Here is an 18,235-nt window from a genome sequence, read left to right on the forward strand (position 1 = left end):
TGCGTTACTAACGCACCCTACATATTTTCCCCTCTTCCTTTATTTAACTTCGCCCAAATCCTTGACTCAGCGTAACTTTTGACCAAACGAATAATTCACCATTTTCGCCACCAGCAGCAAGTAACTTACCTTGGGGATGCCAAGCTAGGCAAGAAAAGCCTGCTGATGCACCTGTAAGAACTTGCGATACTTGCTTGGCTTGATTCCACAAACACAGCCAGCCATCACTAGCAGCGGAAGCGAGAATAAAGCTGTTCGGTGCAAAGGCGATCGCCTGAATTACATCCACATGATTTGTTAATACTGTCGCTTCCCATCCCAAAGCTTCATCTTCTAGCTTTTCCCAGGCTACAATTCCTTCAACGCTGGAAGAAGCGAGAATCGGCGCACCTTCTTGGGTAGTAGCTTCTGACCATGCCAAATGGCGAATTTTACCCGGAAAACCACGCATTACCCAAGGGTCGGGATTATCCCATTCCAACACGGTAACGCTGCGATCCATGTTGCCAGAAGCGAGAAATTTACCATCAGGCGACCAAGCCATAGCTACACTAACAGTAGGCATTTCCAAAAAGTATGGTTCCTCATCCCAATTTTGAGAATTCCATACTTTTACGCCGTGATAACCGCTAACCGCTAAGTATTGTCCATCACTTCGCCAATCAATACTTAATACTGAGGAGTTGTGAAAATTTAGCGTGACAACTGTTTCCCCTAAGTCGGCATCCCACACTTGTACGTAACGCCCCAAACTAAAAGCTAACAAGTTGCTAGTATGACTCCAAGCCAGCTTGTCAACCCAAGCGGGGGCATTTTCCAAAGTAGCAATTAATTCACTTTGCCGCCAAATTTTCACCCTTCCATCTTGTCCCCCAACGGCTAAAAATTGCCCATCTGGGGAAAAGGCTAGACAGTTTAGTGATTCACCGTTACCAGCTTGGAGAATTGCTAAATCGCCATCAAGCCAAAGCGCGACTTCCCCGGCAGCAGAGGTTGCAGCTAAAGTTGTATTATTTGGCGACCAAGCGATCGCTGTCACATAATCTGAAAGCGTCCCGGAAAAGTGCTGCTCGAATTCTTTGGAATTGGCGGTTAGGGGGTTCATTGTGTGGGAGTGGAGAAGGGGCGACGGGTGTGGGAGACAAGGAGACAAGGGGCGACGGGTGTGGGGGACAAGGGGGACAAGGGAGACAAGGGAGACAAGGGGACAAGGGGAACAAAAAAGAATTTTTCCCCCTCTCCTTGTCTCCCCCTCTCCTTGTCTCCTTGTCTCCCCATTCCCCATTCCTTTTAAATTAGGCAAGCACGGAAATTTTCTCTAAGTTTGGCTTCGTCGAGATTGCGACCGATGAAGACAAGTTCGTTTTTGCGGGTTTCGCTGGGTTTCCAAGGGCGATCGCCTTTACCATCAAATATCATATGCACTCCTTGGAACACAAAGCGATTATCTTCGCCGGCGATATTCAAAATACCTTTCATCCGAAAGATATCTGGTCCTTGGGTACGTAATAACTCGGATAGCCAATTATTTAATTTTTGTCCATCCACTTCGCCCTGTTCTACCAAAGCTACAGAATACACGCTTTCATCATGTTCGTGAGCATCTTCACCTAAGAAATTCGGGTCAATTTCCAAAGCGCGATCCAAATCAAAAGCTTGTACACCCAATAAAGCGTCCATTCCTAACTCAGAGTTGCGGGTACGGTAGATTTTCGCCATTGCATTCATCGACCGAATCCGCTTTTCTAATTCATCCAACTGTTCTGGTGCTACCAAATCAGTTTTATTTAATAAAATCACATCCGCAAAGGCAATTTGTTCTTGTGCTTCGTCTGCATCCCAATGTTGCCAGATATGCTTGGCATCGACAACTGTCACCACTGCATCTAAAGACAGTTGAGTTTGCATATCTTCATCAACAAAGAATGTCTGAATCACCGGTGCGGGGTCTGCTAATCCAGTAGTTTCAATTACTAAATGGTCAAATTTATCACGCCGCTTCATCAAGTTGCCGATGATGCGAATTAAGTCACCGCGCACTGTACAGCAGATGCAGCCGTTGTTCATTTCAAAGATTTCTTCATCTGCATCGATAATTAATTGATTATCAATGCCTACTTCCCCAAATTCATTGACGATGACAGCGACTTTCTTGCCGTGTTCGTAGGTGAGGATGTGATTGAGAAGCGTTGTTTTCCCTGCACCCAGGTAGCCCGTCAGAACGGTTACAGGCACTGTATTCGGTGTTTCCGTAAACATACTCTGAATGCCTTTTTTTCACCTTTTAGATTATCATTACCACCTATCATAAGTCTTTTTATATTTTTGTGGTGATTTATTGTTTGTTGAGTTGGCAGAACAGCTTATTGAAACAATTTAATTTTTATACATCTGCCAATAGAAATATATATTAAAAAATTTGCCAAAAATAGGATTGACAATTTGTAACAAATCGTTAATTGACAGGAAGATTAAATTTATGATAATCATTCTTATAAAGCAATGAATTATACTTTTCTGGAGATACGTGGTGGTTTTAAATAACACTACTGGCTCAAAAAAGTCAGGGACTCAAACAGGGCAAGCGATCGCATCTATTGCAGTCAGCTTTTTGGCTGCTAGTGGGGTTTTATCTACTACTTTCGCACCGGCACAAGCTCATGGTAATGATACCGACCATGACCACACCGAATTTTTCATCGGGTTAGATAATTTAGATGTTCTCAACCGAGGGACATACACTGGATTAGACAACCCGAACTACAATCGTCTGACCTATTTGTTTGCACATCGGGAAGAAGACCCGACAACGAATCATTTCCACGGTATTGGTGCTTATAGCTACTCAGGAACTGTAGACAGTCCAATTATTAATTCAACCAGTACAAATAATAGAATTCCGGAGATTTCTACAAAACAGCCACCGCTAACATTGTTACCTGGGACAGGAATTTATCGCGATCGCTTGATTAGCGGTTTAACAAACGACGAGTACAGCAATCTGAAGATAGAACCTATAGCGTCTCTAAAAAATTCTCCAGAACTAGAAGAGCAGTATTTGTACAATAGCTCTAATGGTCGCTGGCAGCGATCGCTTGAGGGTGCAACAATTGGTTTACAATTAGCTTCAATTAGCAGTGGATTGAATATTGTTGATTCAGCAGGGGTTGATATCCTCAAGTCAGTTGGCGATATTTATACAATCGGCAGCGGTGATAATTTTTCGTTCACCCCTACTTTTTGGACTGACAAGGCTGCACCACTAGGAACTTACTCAGCAACATTCAAACTAGTGGATTTAGGTACTGACAATAATCGCACTGCCTTTAAAGAGTCTGGCACATTCAGTTTAGATTTTCAAGTCAAGAAAGTGCCTGAACCGTCAGCTATTCTTGGTCTTGGCATAATTGGTCTACTAGCAGTTTCTCTTTCTCAACTCAAGAAACGTACTAGCAGTAGCTTAAATTAATCTCTAGCCTCGCATCAATAAGTTAGGTTGGTCAGATTCGGTGACTTCGCAGAAGTTGTCGGGAATTTCTCAGCCCAAAAAATCCTGAACTGCTTCTATAACGACTGCGGGGTATTCTTCATGCAGTCCCAGAGAACCAGGGATAACAGCGCTTTTAACTCCTGGCAAAGCTGCCAAAGCCTCCATATCTGCTTTTGATTTGGGGGGACTAGATTCGCCAATTATCACCATTAGCGGTACAGACAAGCGTTTTGCAAGTGCGAGAAAATCAGCTTGGCTGCGTACTGCGTCGAGGTTGCCGGTGACGAAAGCTGCGGGAGCAAATCTTGCTCCTGGCTTTTGAGTATTGCGCCACTTATGTTGAATGAAGCTGGGTGTGAGTATAGCAGGATCGGCGTAAACGTGGCGACGGTACATCAAACTTAAGAAAGATGGTGTAGTGTTGAGCTTGTAGAGAGCTTGACCGAGAATAGGCGATCGCACTAATCCTCTTACCATACCCGCAATCTGCTGACTTGCCCCCATTGTCGGCAAAGGACCTCGCCAAGTCGGTGCTAACAACACAATTCGCGAAACAACATCTGGCTGATTAACAGCTAATTGCAGCACATAACTGGCAGCATGTCCGGCTCCAATTACTGCAATTGGCGTATTAAAAATCGATTTGACAAAATTTTGCAGAAATTGGTGATATAATTCAGGTCGATAATCTAAACTGGCGCGTGACGATTCGCCAAAACCAAGCCAATCTACAGCGACAACTTGAAAATGTGGAGATAAAAGCTTGGCAAGTTCGCCCATTTCCGATCGCATGGAAACAGTACTGAAAGCTGGAAGCAATAATATCGGCGAACCTGTACCCAAAGTTTCATAAACAACGCGCAATTGCTGGTTTTCCCAGTTCCAGAAATATTCTTGAACTACACCACCAATGCCGACAGCAGAAGATAATAAATCAGTTGACATCAGACTAAATTTTAATAGTTATTAGTAGTTATTAATAGATAAGTAGGTTGGCGGTATTAAATCTAACTATGTTGATTGATGGAAATAGGTTTACATACATTTAAATCAACCCTTGTGTGCTTTTTACATATCTTTAAAAACTTTTGTTTATATAGTGATGTCTTTTACTAGTTTATTCCATTTTTTTTCTCCGCACAAAGAGTATCCTTCTGTATCAACATATCTTATTAGACGATCAAATGCTGGTAAAACAGAGTTAAGCTTAATATTACTATAGTCTGTTTGAATAACGTTATTGGTCGGTATCTCTCTTTGAAAAACTAAGGTTGTTTGATAGATTTTAAGTAAAAAATTACCGGAAAATTTTCTGGAAGTAAATTTCTACGTTAGTGGACTAAGAACTATATTTTCTACTGCTCTTGCACTTATGTGATCCACTCCAGAAAATCCATATTGGTTAACTACTAATGAACCTGAACTTCTATCCTGAACTATCTTGCCAATGTAAGCGATAGTATTGCTATTCATTAAAAGTTCATTCCTCATGCTGATTAGCATTGAAATAAACTCTTCTTTTTGTTTATATGTTTCATATATAAAAAGACCTACTTGTGCTAGAAAAAATCCTAATAATGTACCGATTAAAGTTGTTATCAAATTTGGCACTTTCGATTGAGGTAGATAACCTACTGGTAAAATAATTATACATAAAATTCCCAATAATAACAGTGCTCTTCCTAATAACGATTCCATAATGTTTGTTTTCTTAACGAAGCGAGAAAAGTAAACAACTATAACTCAAACATTTTGCCTTTATTGAGTTTTAATTTACAGATGAGTAGGTTGGCATTACCCAGTTCAACTCTAGTTAATTTATGAATTTATATCCGTCTAAATAAACCCTTAATTGATGTTTACATATTTCTCAAAAATTGTGTTGATTTCGATCTAACTACTTAATAACGAGATAGATAATTGGTAATAGGTAAAGAAGTTGACATATCATCTATTACCAATTATAATTATCTATCTTTAGCTGCACTTATCTGTTTAGTTAGACATATCTAACTTACATTCCAGGGCTTTTTTTTGCATGGTTTTGAAAATGTTGTAAAACCCATTAGCGCGGGAAGGTGTCAGGCTAACATTTAAACCAGTTTCTTGGATAAAATCTGGAGTTAGTTGGACAATTTCCGTAGGTGTTAGTCCATTCAACCCTTCAACCAAAAGTCCTACTAATCCTTTGGTTAACTGAGAATCAGAATCACCTTGAAAAACCACCTTATCATCATCCAGGTTTGCTGTGATATAAACCTGAGAAACGCAACCTGGAACTTTGTTTTCTGGTATTTTATCAGATAAAGGAAACTCTTTGAGCTTCTGTCCGTACCAAATTAACTGTTCGTAGCGTCGCTTTGGTTCAGAAGCGCGTTGAAAGCGTTGAACTATTTTAGCAAGAGCTGGTGGCAAGGAGTCTATAGTCGAGGACATAACAAAGGCAGGAAATAATCGCTATCACCTTGAGTTTAGATTATCCTTGGGGTGTTGGTTGCCGCGCCAAGAAGAAAATTCGGCAAGTTATGAATATGGTAAAGCAAATAAATAAGAAGGAAGAAGGCAGAATTCAGGAGTCAAGTAAGAGGCAGAAGGCAGGGAGAAGGGAGCAGGGGGGGGAACAACCCCATACTTAAAAGTAGGGGCTTGTAATAAAGTTTTAAGGGAGACCGCTCCCGGCACGAGGCAGACCGCTCCCGGCACGAGGGAAACCGCTCCCGGCACGAGGGAAACCGCTCCCGGCACGAGAAAGACCGCTCCCGGCACGAGGCAGACCGCTCCCGTTACAAGGGAAACCGCTCCCGGCACGAGGCAGACCGCTCCCGGCACGAGAAAGACCGCTCCCGGCACGAGAAAGACCGCTCCCGTCACGAGGGAAACCGCTCCCGTTACGAAACAGACCGCTTCAGTTTGTTGGGGAGTGTGTAGACGCAAAGCGATTTGTTGCTAGATATCGCTGCGTAGGCAAAACTCAACTTAGGCGATCGCAGTTTTTGAATTGTACAGACGTTCCAATGGAACGTCTCTACCGCTTTTCCTAACTTTTTGTACTAGTGATTTGCTTTTTTGTGCAGTTTAAAAGTTTGAGCATCCCAAGCCCAAAGGTGATAATCTTCATCTTGGGGTCGTTGGTAAAAGATACGATATCCGTCATCAATGCTTGCACGCTTGCAACCAAACAGTAGTTTTATCATCTGCTTGCAGCTTTCTTGTGTCTCCACAAGCATTTCGCACTCGTAATATTTGACATTTGAGATGGTGCGGATTCCCTTATATGCTAGCTTTTCACAGTAAAACTCAATATTTTCGTCTTTTTGCCAAACAAAATTAGCGGTTCCGTTGTCGGCTAAAACGAACGTTCCGATGTTGGGTGCGAGGTAGACTATGTTGGGCGGTGGACTAGCGGCAAAGTTATAGTCTACAATCGCCGTGCCAAAGGTTTGGAGAAACATAAGACTTATTAAAATGAGTTTTGTGTTTCCTCATTTTGGGTAATCCGTAGATTTTCTGACAGTACCCTTAAGAGTACCTTTTTTGATTTATCTTTCGTACAATTCTCGTCGCTTCGCTCGTGGGTGTGGGGTGCGGGGTGCGGGGTGTGGGGTGTGACTTTCATGTTTTGTACATTCCACACTCACACAGCAATTCGGTTTAAAACCCCACAACCATGAGTACGGTGTCTTCAATTGCTTAGATGCCTTCCCTCTCCAATTGACCCCTACACCCTACACCCTACACCCTACACCCTGTTCAATTTGTGGGGTGTGGAAAGCTATTACGATAACAAGCGAGTGAGAAAGAGCAAAACGGTAATTATATGAAGTTATGACAAAATATGTAAACTCTTGATGCAAATTCCCAGTTTACTGTTGAATTTGTTTGCGAAAAATTCAGATTATATTTTTATTCAATAAAATTTTGGAGAAAATCAGTTGATTACATCCACCTTGCTTGCTACTTTTGCCACAACCCCGTTGTATTGGAGTCCGATAGTAGGGATAATTATGATTCTCTGCAACGTGATTGCGATCGCTTTCGCAAAATCTACCATTAAGTATCCCAGTTCCGAACCAGCTTTACCTTCATCCAAGTTTTTTGGTGGTTTTGGTTTACCTGCGCTATTAGCAACTACTTCCTTTGGTCATTTATTAGGTGTAGGGGTAATCTTAGGGCTGCATAACCTCGGTCAACTCTAAATTTTTCCCGAATTTCATCTGAATTTGATTATTTTGAGACAAAATAAGAGCCAGAAAAGTTACTTTCTGGCTCTTTTTCAAGTAATTGTTCGTATTCTGCCCTATGTATAGCTGGCTTTTTATATTACATGAATAAGTTTGTAGTAAGGACTTTAGTCCTTGATTTGAGCGCTTTAGCGCTCACTACGAACCTCACATACTAACTTGCCATCTGAGTCAAACCGTGAATCTGACGTACAGCATTGATGCAGGCAGGACAATCACAGCCAAATAATTTTATTGCCTCATCGCTTTCAGCGTCGGTGAATTCTAGCTCAGTAATCTGATTTGGTTGAACTGGTGCTACTTTAACTGCTGGTTTAGCTTGAGTAGCATTACTATTGCTAACTCTTTCACACGCAAAACGAGGAGTTGCTGTGTGGGGATCTCGCACGCATGAAAGACGGGTTCCGGGTGGGGTGCCTGTTTGACTTGCATGAGCAGGCTGGGTCATCATGACTATAGACAATATGGAGCTAAACAGTACAGGACTAGAAAGCAAGGTGAGGACAAATTTTTTGTTCATCTACTTGGAATAATATGTTTGTAGCTACAGACATGGGATTAATCTTTTCACATCATTTGGTTGTTAATTAGTACGACTTATACAAATCTGCCCAACCAAAATCGTGAAACCTTGAGATACGCAAACGCTTTTGTTCTGTGACTGGGACTAATTTAGCATTACTCAAGTTCCTGCGCCATGTAAATTAAGTCACAATAAAAAGTGCGATCGCACTCCTAGATTTGAAAAGCGATCTAGATAACCAAATTCTTCTACAATTCGCTTGTGAGGTTTACAAGCATTTCTCAAGTTATGGCACAAGCTTCTATTCCAGTTGTTGTTATCGGTGCTGCTGGCAAAATGGGTCGTGAGGTAGTCAAAGCAGTAGCGCAAGCGCCTGATATGATTTTAGTGGGTGCAATTGACACAACCGCCGAACATCAAGACAAAGACGCTGGGGAACTAGCGGGTTTAAGTGAACCGCTAGAAGTACCAATTACCAATCAGTTGGAATCGATGCTGGCGTTTGCGGCACAAGAAAAACAACCGGGGGTAATGATAGACTTTACCCATCCGGATTCAGTTTATGACAATGTTCGCAGTGCGATCGCTTATGGTATTCGTCCTGTAGTTGGTACCACCGGCTTAAGTCCGCAACAAATTCAAGACCTAGCAGATTTTGCCGAAAAAGCAAGTACCGGATGTCTGATTATTCCTAATTTCTCGATTGGGATGGTATTGCTGCAACAAGCCGCTGTGACAGCATCTCAATATTTTGAGCATGTAGAAATTATCGAATTGCATCACAACCAAAAAGCTGATGCACCCAGCGGTACGGCGATTCAAACAGCGCAGATGCTAGGAGAAATGGGTAAAATATTTAACCCGCCTGTTGTGGAAGAGACGGAGAAAATAAAAGGAGCCAGGGGAAGTTTAGCAGATGAAGGCATTAGAATTCATAGCGTGCGCTTGCCGGGGCTGATTGCCCATCAAGAAGTGATTTTTGGCGCAGCGGGTCAAATTTATACATTAAGGCACGATACAAGCGATCGCGCTTGCTATATGCCAGGAGTACTACTGGCAATTCGCAAAGTTCTACAGTTAAAGTCGTTAGTATATGGCTTAGAAAAAATACTCTAGTGGATAGTGGGGTATGGGGCATGGGGGAGGCAGTGCGGTCTTGGGGTCTCCCCAAGTGGAGCACCTGCCGTCATGGGGCATGGGGCATGGGGATTTAAAGAGGGGAAAAGGGAAAAGCGGAAAATCTGAGCGGAGGTTTCCTCCGATCAGACTTTTTCAAGACAGGGAAAAGCGGAAAATCTGAGCGGAGGTTTCCTCCGATCAGACTTTTTCAAGACAGGGAAAAGGGAAAAAAAAGAATTATTACCAATGCCCATTAAACAATTGCCCATTAAACAATTGCCCAATGCCCAATGCCCCATGCCCACTATCAACCATCAACTAACAACTAACAACTATCAAAATCATGTTAGTCCCACTGACTCGCCAAAAATTTGAACAACTCGTTCCGTGGATTGCTAGTTCTCCGCAGTATAAATATTATTGGGGGAAGTTTCCTGATTTTTTGCAACGGCTATTAATTTCTGTAGTATCTGCGGCTGTTCTTTTGTTTGTGAAATTCCTTTTCGGACTTAATTTTGGGGCAATAATATTTTTGCTGGGATTTGTGGCATCTCTTTACTGGTTTTGGGGACCAGTATTTTGGGCAAGTGTGCGTAATGCTAAATACCGTCGTTATAAATATAGTGGCTTTTTTCGCGGTCGAGTGCTGGATTGGTGGCTTACAGAAGAGTTGGTTGGTAAACAGGAAACAGTCAACAATAGAGGCGAATTGGTGATTGTAGAAAATAGGGAAAAGTGGATTAATTTAGAATTGGGCGATGATACAGGATTTATCGCCGAGTTTAAAGCACCGCTGCGTCCTTATCATAAAGCGATCGCTCGCGGTCAAACGGCAGAAATGCTCGTCATGTCCAATCGCTCTGATTTAAGCACAATTGACCAAATCAGCGATATCTATATTCCCAGTCGCGATTTGTGGGTCAGCGATTATCCTTTTTTGCGCCGGGATTTCTTTAACGAGGTGAGCGATCGCTTGCGTGATGACCAAGATAGACCCAGGCGCCGCAGGTCTGAAAATTCTGAATATAACTCGCGTGATGACCAAGATAGACCCAGGCGCCGCAGAACTGAAAATCTCGAATACAACTCGCGTGATGACCAAGATAGACCCAGACGCCGCAGAACTGAAAATCCCGAATACAACTTGCCTGATGACCAAGATAGACCCAGACGCCGCAGAACTGAAAATCCCGAATACAACATGCCTGATGACCAAGATTCTAGACCGAGGCGTCGTAAACCAGAAGAATGAAATTATCTTTCCTAATTTTGCGTAAGTCCTGCCAGAAAATTGCTGTTTTTTCATTACAACCAAGTTTTAAGGACAAAACTCCTGGAATTATGTCTTCAAGTAATTTTTATCCACAAAAACGCTATGGATTATAAATAAATAGAAACTCTATACTGCTGAGATTTTTTCAAGATTATAAACTTGGAGACAAAATTACTTTAGTTATGTCTTATCTACTCTTTTCAGCTATTGAATTCACATTTTATATCGCCGAAGATAGATTCAAGAGTTAAGCAAACAAAAGCTTAATTCTCAGATAAATTACTTATACCAGGTACAACAATCATGTCTAGAATTACAATTTCCGACTTGGCGATCGACTCCAATTCCTTCATCAATGAAGTTGCTGAAACTGAAGCTGCATTTGTTAACGGTGGTGGTTTCAATTTTGATTTCTTTGGAGCTGCTCTTGCAGGATTGGGAGATTTTGCGAAGTTTTTCATCAAAGCAGCTTTCGCGGCTAGCTTGTTTGAATAACAAGATAATAGCCAACTTAATTGCATAAAATTATACTATTTGGCGATTCAACTTAGAGATTTGCTTATCTTTTAATTTATTGGCATTCTCTAAGTCCCTCGTAGGGTGCGTTACGGCTTTAGCTGTAACGCACCATTCATTAGACATCTCCAGAAATTAAATATGTGTTATCCAGAACTTTATAAAGACGCGAGGAACATCACAATCATACGGCTTCGGTTGCCCATCCGTTAAAGGGGTGGGAGGAATCGCCGCCCGCCGTCTTGGGCGGGAGTGGGGCAAGGAGGAGCGAAAACGCTCTTCGATAGGGCCCCATGCCCCATGCCCGCTCTCATCAAGAGTGCGCGATTCCGGGGGATGAGCTTAAGTCTCTACATTCTTTTTCGGAGATGTCTATTTTATAAATGACATTGTAACCAGATGTGATATTGAGCATCTAGTTAATAAACATATAAAATCAAAAGTTTATTAAGCTAACGTGAGTTCGACGGGATTTTAAGTCGTAATCTTCGTCAATATCGGGCGATCTCATTGGCAGTTAATTGGTGTTTTTAGGGCGAAAAATCTCTGTTAACTCCTCTTTAGTCATGTTATAAGGGAAAGGATAGGTTTTAGCGTTAGGACTGCGACGATTGATAAACAATTCTCTAATTGCCTCATCGTCAGTGGGGTGTTGTATAATATAAGTTTTTAATTCTTTACGAGTCATTTGGGTAAAATCAGGCTTGGTCATCTTCGTAAAACTCCCAGTTTCCATCTTGAAAAATGATGATTTCTATCCCCTCATTAATACCAGCTAATATAAAAATATATTTATAGGATGCATCATATCTAAACAAGTGGATAGGCTGTAACATGTCACAAAAGAGATTGACTAACGCAGACTGAGGCGATCGCCTGCTCATAAGTTGGCATTTACCAAAATATTTTTACAAAACCTTTCAATCATAACGAAAATAACATACCGCTTTGGGGATTCCTGCCGGTGTGCCATTTCCTTACCAGCCAAACCCCAAAGACTTACCTGCACTACCTCCTGCTGTTTTTTAACTTCGTCAAACTCACGTTAAGCTATCTTCAGCAAATCCTGGACTGGTTGAGAATAGGAATCTGATTCAAAATGGGGAATAATTTCGACTTGCGCGATTTGTTGCTTTAACCAATCAGAAAACAACTGACTCATAATCTTCAACCGCAACTGCTGGTCTAATTTTGGCTGGATGATTTCCTCAACCCAAATTAGATGAACTTTTTGTGCGATCGCAATAGGTTTAACTAACTCAGGAGGATTAGCAACAAAGACCGCAGCAGCAATATTTGGTTTAAACTCGTGACGATGTTTGATACCACGATATCCACCAGCGCGACGAAGTTCTAGATTTTGAATATGTTGACGAGTAACATCTTGGAAAGTGATTTCACCTTCAGTGACTGCATAAAACAGTTCCCAAGCTAAATCTTCATCTTCTAAGACAACTTCATAGGTGACTGCTGCTAGATAATCTAGTTGATTTTCATAAAAGCATGGCTCGATTTTGTCTGCAAATAAGTGTTGCGCTAACTTGACAGATATCAAGTTCATTTCTGCTAATTGTTCAAAATCTTCCACAGAAAGATAATGTTTTTCAAGCCATGTCCAAGTATCTTCGGCTTTGATTAGTCTGTTGGCTGCTCGCAAAGCATCAGCCGCTTGTTGAAGTTCTTCTAATTCTACTTTAATACCTGCTTCTTTGGCTGCATCAGCAATAATTTCACGGGTAGCGATCGCCTCCAATAAACCAGGAATTTTGCAGGAGAGTTTAAGTTGGTCAATTATCTCTTTTTGAGACACATTCATTACTTTTAACATTTTTACCTCAGAGAATTTGAATCAATTTTATTGACTACCTACTAAAGGTCTAAACCACCTTTTTGCAGCTTTTTAAACGGATCTAAAATGAAATCAATCACGCGCCGCTGACGAACAATCACCTCTGCCGTTGCTGTTTGACCAGGTGTTAAGGGAATAGGTTTGTTACCAGATTGGATATCAGATTGATTCAGAGATATTTCCATCTCAAAAACTTCTATTTTTCCTTGGGGTGTTTCCAGTATTTTGGAGTCTGGTGACATCCGAATCACCTTACCTGTAACTACTCCATAATCTTGAAATGGATAGGCATCAAACTTGACTTTCGCTGCCATTCCTACCTTCAAAAAACCACTTTCTTGGCTTGGCATATTCGCTTTAAGGACAAACGGAATTTTCTTGGGAGCAATTTGAGCGATCGTCTGACCAGTTTGGACAACTACACCAGGCTTTTTGATAGGCAAGTTGAAAATTACACCATCAATGGGTGATTTCATTAATCGTTGCGTTAATTGTAGTTTTATCGCAGCTATCTGGCTTTGAGTTTGAGCAATTTCTGATGACAAGCTGGTAATTTGTGTTTGCATATCTTTCAGTTCTTCCTGATTTTTTAACACAGATATTTCACCAGCATGAACTACACTTTTATAACTGCTTTTCTGTTCTTGCAATCTTAGTTTTGCTTGTTCAATATCTGCTTGCGCTTGGCGCATAATTGATTGATAGCGGTTTTGTTCTTCTTGAAAGCGTAGCTTTGCCTGCTTGATATCAGATTGTGTTTGCTCGTTTAGTCTTTGACTTTCTTCTGCCAGTTTTTCTAGTTCCACAACTTTGATTTGAGGAACAGCACCCTTTTGCCAAAGTAGACGATAGCGCTTAACTTCTGTTAAATCTCTATCCCAACGGCTTTTAGCTAACTTATAGGCAGTCTGAGTAGAACTCAGATTTTGTTTTGCCTGATCGACTAAAGCCAATTTTTCCAATTTTTGTAAGTTATAAGTACTCTGTTTCGCATCTAGATTTTGCTGTACCTGATTAACTTGGGAAATTTTTTCTAATTCTTGGGATTGGTTTTGTTGTTCTTGAACACTAATTGCTAGTCGTAATTGGTTTTTAACTAGTTCTAGTTGTGCTAGTCGATTTATTAGTCCGTCTAGCTTTGCCTGTGCTTGTTGTAAATCGGTTCGCAGTACATTCGACTCTAGTTCTACTAATAACTGCCCAGCTTTGACGGTTTCACCTTCTTTCACCTTGACAGCAATAATATTGCCACCAACTGGAGTGTCTAATCTTTGGGTTTCTCCTAGTGGTTCAATACGACCTCTAGCGCTTCCTGTCTCATCGACTTGCGACAGCATCGACCAAGGCAAAGCGATCGCACTAAAAATTACCAAAAAATACAGCAAAGAACGTGTCCAACGTCTTGGTAATGCATCTAGTAGTTCTTCTGTACCGTAATACCAATCGTGAGAATTTGCAGAATTAGCATGATTTTCTCCAACTGAATTAGTTGTATTGCTGATTGCTTGCTCATCATTAGTTGGGGTTGAATTACTAACGAAATTAGGCATATAGGACTACTATTTGATTTTTGAACAAAATGAGGTATCGTAGGGTGTGTTACGGCGAAGCCTAACGCACCACGCTTTATGTTTTGGTGCGTTAGCCTACGGCATAACACACCCTACGTGTATTTTTAATTCATAATTCATAATTAAAAAGGGTTTGTACCCGATGCTTCGTATAAGCATTCCTGTTTGCTAGTGGGGTTTAAATACCCATTTAAAACATAATTATGAATTAGGAATTTTTAGCTTGCTTGAGCGAGTTGTTGTTGATTGAGGTAGTAGTAATGACCTTTTTTAGTAATTAATTCTTCATGAGTACCGCTTTCTATCAATAAGCCGCGATCTAACACCAAAATCAAGTCAGCATTGCGGATGGTAGAGAGTCGATGGGCAATAATTAAGCTGGTACGTCCTTGGAGAATTGTTTTTAAATTGTTTTGAATGATGCGTTCTGATTCTGCATCTAGGTGACTGGTAGCTTCGTCGAAAATCAATAAGCGAGGATTACCAAGCATTGCACGAGCAATTGCTAGACGTTGGCGTTGTCCACCAGAAAGCATACCGCCACCTTCGCCAATTTGGGTTTCATAACCCATTGGTAATTGTCGAATAAATTCATCTGCACCAGCTAAACGCGCTACCTCGAAAATCTCTTCTAAAGAAGCTTCTGGGAGAGCAATGCTAATGTTTTCTCGAATTGTACCGCCAAATAAGAAAGTATCTTGATCGACAACACCGATTTGCTCTCGAAGCGATCGCAAAGAAAGACTCGTTACATCATGACCATCAATCAAAATTTTGCCATCTGTTGGGGTATATAAACCTAAAATCATTTTGGCAAGAGTAGTTTTTCCCGACCCAGATCGTCCTACAAGTGCTACCGTTTGAAGAGGCTGAATTTCAAAATTCAGGTTTTCTAGGACGTTAATATCACTATCTGGATGATAGCGAAAGGTTATATTTTCAAAGCGAATATGACCGCTAATTCTCGCTAAAGATTGACGTGGTTGATACTGTAAGTCTTCTTCTGGTTCGGCTTCGAGAACATCATTAATCCGTTCAGTGGAAATAATCACTTCTTGCACTTGATTCCACAGCACTGTGAGCCGTTTGAAAGGATTAATAACGTTACCTAATAACATATTAAAAGCAACTAGTTGCCCAATTGTTAGTTGATTTTGAATTACTAACCATGCTCCATACCACAGTAATGCTGTAGTTGCTAGAGATTCAATAATAGAACTAAAAATTTGCATTTGGTTGCCAATTACCTGTCCACCAAACATTTTTTTAGTCAAATTATTCAACAGTTCTTCCCAACGCCAGCGCACTGTCTGCTCAATTGCCATCGAACGAATTGAGCGAATGCCTGAAAGTGATTGAATTAAATAACTATTCTCTTTAGCTAAAGCATTAAAAATTTCCCGGCTGACCCGGCGAAAGAATGGTGTAGCAATCAGTGCCAAAATCAAAAATGGCGGTACAATTGCCAAGGCTAGCATTGCCATTTGCCAGCTATACCAAAACATCAATCCCACATAGATAAATACTGTCAGTAAATCCAAAATGATGGACAGTGCTTCGCCTGTGAGAAAGCGCTGAATTTTCTGATTTTCTTGAACGCGAGAAATAATATCACCGACATAACGCGACTCAAAAAAGGCTAGGGGTAGGAGGAAGGTATGTTTGATAAAACCTACCATCAGCGCTACTCCGATTCGGTTTGCTGTGTGATCTAGTAAATATTGTCGCAGTCCGTTAAGGGCAACGCGGAATAAGCCAAAAATCAACAAACCAAACCCAACCGCGTTTAAAGTCAGAGTACTACCCTGGACAATTACTCTGTCTAAAAGTAACTGAGTAAATAGAGGCATAATCAATCCAAACAACTGGATAAATACGGAAGCGATGAAGACTTCTAGTAGTACTTGCCAATGTGGTTTGACTAATTCAAATAACTGCCAGAATGGTGTACTTGCTTGTTCGCTTTCTTTCAGGATGGCGGTAGGTTCCGATAATAAAGCGTAACCAGTCCACCCGGCTTGGAATTGATGATGAGTGAGGGTACGTTGACCGATCGCCGGATCGCCGACAATCACCTGTTTTTTGGTAATTTCATAGACGACGATGTAATGATTACCTTCCCAATGGGCGATCGCGGGTAGGGGTTGCTGTGCTAATTTGTCCAGGCTGGCTTTGACTGGACGGCTAGCAAAACCAATACTTTCGGCTGCGGTGGCTAATCCTCGCAGAGAAACCCCGATGCGATTGACGTTGGCTAAATCCCGCAATCTGTTGATGCTAAAGCGCTTACCCCAATAGCGACCAATCATGACTAGGCAAGCGACACCACAATCTGAAGCGCTTTGTTGTTCAAAGAAGGGATAGCGTTTAGTTAGCTGTGCCCATATATGTCTTGCTTTTACTTGAGGAGTTGGAAAATAAGCACGTCGTTGCTTCTTTTTTGGGCTTTGGTTTGTGGGAAAGGGAATGACGTTGGCAATTGAAGATTGGCGATTGTCTTCCCCATGAGTATTGGGCTGTTGCTTTATCAGCAAATCCCAACATTCTGCACGCTTCAATAGGCGATCGCAGATTTTGGGGTATTTATCCATCAAAGTCTGCAATACATCTGTGTTGAGATAACAGAGTTTTAAGTTAGATGAAGCCCTCGCAGCATAAGGGCTAAAGTCTTCTTTTGCAAACAAGGTCATTTCACCAAATGATGACCCTGCTGTTAGGGTGGAAATTAAGTTGCCAGAACTATCTAGTAATCTGACTTTACCTTTGAGAACTAGATAAATTCCCTTTCGGGCATCTTTTGATTGCCAGAACAGTTTTGCTACTGGTGGTTCAACAATTTCAATTTTTGCCCAGCAATTCTGTAATTGCCTATCTGAAAGCTTCTCACCCAAGGTGGTGGTTAGTAGTCTCTCTAGTTCTTCTTGGGACAATATTGATGGCATTCCCTCTCCTTTATCCCAAGTTTAGTTATTAATTTGAATTGGATTGAATGACTGATATAAACTAGGATCGCTGTCAGATTGTAAGTCACAAATTCTAACGCCAGTTGCCTTTGTGTCTTGAGTTGCTGCTTGTTTTGATAAGCGTTTTTTTTGTGTAGCTAGACCCATTTCTTTGAGTAATCGATTAATGTGGCGATCGCTGATTTCAATCCCAAATTCAGTTGCCAAATGTTTGCTCAACCATTGAGATGTCCAACTACTAAATGCGTAGCCATACTTCCGTGGGCTATGACTCAGCAATTCTTTTAATCTTTGGATATATTGTTCATTTACAGTTTTAGGTCTGCCTATTGCTCGTTGCTGCCATTGCTCGACTAAACCTGCTTTGGCAATAGTAATCCAATAACGTGCCATTTCCTGAGAACAACCTAAAATTTGGCAGATTTCGGTTTGCGATTTCCCCATATCTGCCAGCAACATAATTTCTAGCCGCCGACGGTATTCTGGTTGCAAATTAGCTTGCAAATTCTTCAATAAATCCTTGTGTTGATGAGGCGTTAAAAACTTACTTTCACTGTCTTGAAAAGAATTTCGTGACATAAAATTGATTGCTAAATCAAAAATCAAAATTTTGTCTAAATGCATCCATTGTGCTGCAATGAAGCTTTTACGAATCCTTTAGGAACACCTAAGAGGATTGTTTTAAAAGTC

At 41.2% G+C, this 18,235-nt stretch carries 19 protein-coding genes and 1 pseudogene; 7 read left to right on the plus strand and 13 right to left on the minus strand.

Annotated elements, in window-relative coordinates:
* Positions 1-43 precede the first annotated feature (43 nt).
* Positions 44-1,105 (minus strand): WD40 repeat domain-containing protein, encoded by a 1,062-nt coding sequence (locus AABK37_RS11630; protein ID WP_432551726.1) that lies wholly within the window; start codon positions 1,103-1,105, stop codon positions 44-46.
* Between the two features lie 3 nt (positions 1,106-1,108).
* Here AABK37_RS11630 and AABK37_RS11635 point away from each other — a divergent pair, with 3 nt between their 5' ends.
* Positions 1,109-1,294, plus strand: a complete 186-nt coding sequence (locus AABK37_RS11635) for a hypothetical protein (protein WP_432551727.1) — start codon at positions 1,109-1,111, stop codon at positions 1,292-1,294.
* Here the strand turns inward: AABK37_RS11635 and AABK37_RS11640 are convergent.
* Complete coding sequence (locus AABK37_RS11640) at positions 1,291-2,259, minus strand: CobW family GTP-binding protein (RefSeq protein WP_432551728.1); 969 nt, start codon at positions 2,257-2,259, stop codon at positions 1,291-1,293. The two genes, AABK37_RS11635 and AABK37_RS11640, sit on opposite strands and share 4 nt — an antisense overlap.
* Positions 2,260-2,530: 271 nt before the next feature.
* Here AABK37_RS11640 and AABK37_RS11645 point away from each other — a divergent pair, with 271 nt between their 5' ends.
* Positions 2,531-3,469, plus strand: coding sequence for an all3515 family Zur-repressed PEP-CTERM protein (locus AABK37_RS11645; protein ID WP_432551729.1), 939 nt, complete (start codon positions 2,531-2,533; stop codon positions 3,467-3,469).
* Between the two features lie 69 nt (positions 3,470-3,538).
* Here the strand turns inward: AABK37_RS11645 and AABK37_RS11650 are convergent, their stop codons facing one another.
* The 4 genes from AABK37_RS11650 to AABK37_RS11665 all read right to left on the minus strand — a co-directional run bounded on the left by AABK37_RS11650 (position 3,539) and on the right by AABK37_RS11665 (position 6,942).
* Positions 3,539-4,435, minus strand: coding sequence for an alpha/beta fold hydrolase (locus AABK37_RS11650; protein WP_432551730.1), 897 nt, complete (start codon positions 4,433-4,435; stop codon positions 3,539-3,541).
* 381 nt (positions 4,436-4,816) lie between these two features.
* The gene (locus tag AABK37_RS11655) at positions 4,817-5,188 is read right to left on the minus strand and encodes a hypothetical protein (RefSeq protein ID WP_432551731.1); all 372 of its coding nucleotides are present in this window, start codon (positions 5,186-5,188) and stop codon (positions 4,817-4,819) included.
* A 297-nt stretch (positions 5,189-5,485) separates the two neighbouring features.
* Complete coding sequence (locus AABK37_RS11660) at positions 5,486-5,926, minus strand: SufE family protein (protein ID WP_432551732.1); 441 nt, start codon at positions 5,924-5,926, stop codon at positions 5,486-5,488.
* A gap of 614 nt (positions 5,927-6,540) precedes the next feature.
* Positions 6,541-6,942, minus strand: coding sequence for a hypothetical protein (locus AABK37_RS11665; RefSeq protein WP_432551733.1), 402 nt, complete (start codon positions 6,940-6,942; stop codon positions 6,541-6,543).
* 480 nt (positions 6,943-7,422) lie between these two features.
* Between AABK37_RS11665 and psaK the strand changes: the two genes are divergently transcribed.
* Positions 7,423-7,686 carry a photosystem I reaction center subunit PsaK gene (psaK, locus tag AABK37_RS11670; RefSeq protein ID WP_432551734.1) on the plus strand — a complete coding sequence of 88 codons (264 nt, stop codon included), beginning with the start codon at positions 7,423-7,425 and terminating at the stop codon, positions 7,684-7,686.
* Positions 7,687-7,885: 199 nt separating this feature from the next.
* Here psaK and AABK37_RS11675 read toward each other — a convergent pair whose 3' ends face one another.
* The gene (locus AABK37_RS11675) at positions 7,886-8,251 is read right to left on the minus strand and encodes a hypothetical protein (RefSeq protein WP_432551735.1); all 366 of its coding nucleotides are present in this window, start codon (positions 8,249-8,251) and stop codon (positions 7,886-7,888) included.
* Between the two features lie 291 nt (positions 8,252-8,542).
* On the opposite strand from AABK37_RS11675, the gene dapB reads away from it, so the two are divergent.
* The 4 genes and pseudogenes from dapB to AABK37_RS11695 all read left to right on the plus strand — a co-directional run bounded on the left by dapB (position 8,543) and on the right by AABK37_RS11695 (position 11,141).
* The gene (gene dapB / locus AABK37_RS11680; protein WP_432551736.1) at positions 8,543-9,370 is read left to right on the plus strand and encodes a 4-hydroxy-tetrahydrodipicolinate reductase; all 828 of its coding nucleotides are present in this window, start codon (positions 8,543-8,545) and stop codon (positions 9,368-9,370) included.
* A 249-nt stretch (positions 9,371-9,619) separates the two neighbouring features.
* Entirely contained in the window at positions 9,620-9,748 is a 129-nt protein-coding gene (locus AABK37_RS11685; RefSeq protein WP_432551737.1) for a hypothetical protein, read from the plus strand.
* Positions 9,717-10,382: pseudogene (locus tag AABK37_RS11690) on the plus strand (phosphate ABC transporter permease); the annotation flags it as partial. The gene AABK37_RS11685 and the pseudogene AABK37_RS11690, both read left to right, overlap by 32 nt.
* A 567-nt stretch (positions 10,383-10,949) precedes the next feature.
* Complete coding sequence (locus AABK37_RS11695) at positions 10,950-11,141, plus strand: hypothetical protein (RefSeq protein ID WP_432551738.1); 192 nt, start codon at positions 10,950-10,952, stop codon at positions 11,139-11,141.
* Positions 11,142-11,679: 538 nt separating this feature from the next.
* On the opposite strand, the gene AABK37_RS11700 is transcribed toward AABK37_RS11695, so the two are convergent.
* The 6 genes from AABK37_RS11700 to AABK37_RS11725 form a co-directional block, all read right to left on the minus strand.
* The gene (locus tag AABK37_RS11700) at positions 11,680-11,874 is read right to left on the minus strand and encodes a DUF6887 family protein (RefSeq protein WP_432551739.1); all 195 of its coding nucleotides are present in this window, start codon (positions 11,872-11,874) and stop codon (positions 11,680-11,682) included.
* The gene (locus AABK37_RS11705) at positions 11,861-12,046 is read right to left on the minus strand and encodes a DUF6888 family protein (protein WP_432551740.1); all 186 of its coding nucleotides are present in this window, start codon (positions 12,044-12,046) and stop codon (positions 11,861-11,863) included. Before AABK37_RS11705 ends, AABK37_RS11700 begins: the two co-directional genes overlap by 14 nt.
* A 161-nt stretch (positions 12,047-12,207) precedes the next feature.
* A complete protein-coding gene (locus tag AABK37_RS11710; protein WP_432551741.1) occupies positions 12,208-12,990 on the minus strand; it encodes a peptidylprolyl isomerase in 783 nt (260 codons plus the stop codon).
* A 41-nt stretch (positions 12,991-13,031) separates the two neighbouring features.
* Entirely contained in the window at positions 13,032-14,561 is a 1,530-nt protein-coding gene (locus tag AABK37_RS11715) for an HlyD family efflux transporter periplasmic adaptor subunit (protein WP_432551742.1), read from the minus strand.
* Positions 14,562-14,800: 239 nt separating this feature from the next.
* Complete coding sequence (locus AABK37_RS11720) at positions 14,801-17,524, minus strand: peptidase domain-containing ABC transporter (RefSeq protein WP_432551743.1); 2,724 nt, start codon at positions 17,522-17,524, stop codon at positions 14,801-14,803.
* 21 nt (positions 17,525-17,545) lie between these two features.
* On the minus strand, positions 17,546-18,124 hold the full coding sequence (locus tag AABK37_RS11725) for a helix-turn-helix domain-containing protein (protein WP_432551744.1): 579 nt from the start codon (positions 18,122-18,124) through the stop codon (positions 17,546-17,548).
* Positions 18,125-18,235 lie beyond the last annotated feature (111 nt).

This window comes from Tolypothrix sp. VBCCA 56010, from assembly GCF_050875635.1.
In the GTDB taxonomy this organism is placed as follows: domain Bacteria; phylum Cyanobacteriota; class Cyanobacteriia; order Cyanobacteriales; family Nostocaceae; genus Hassallia.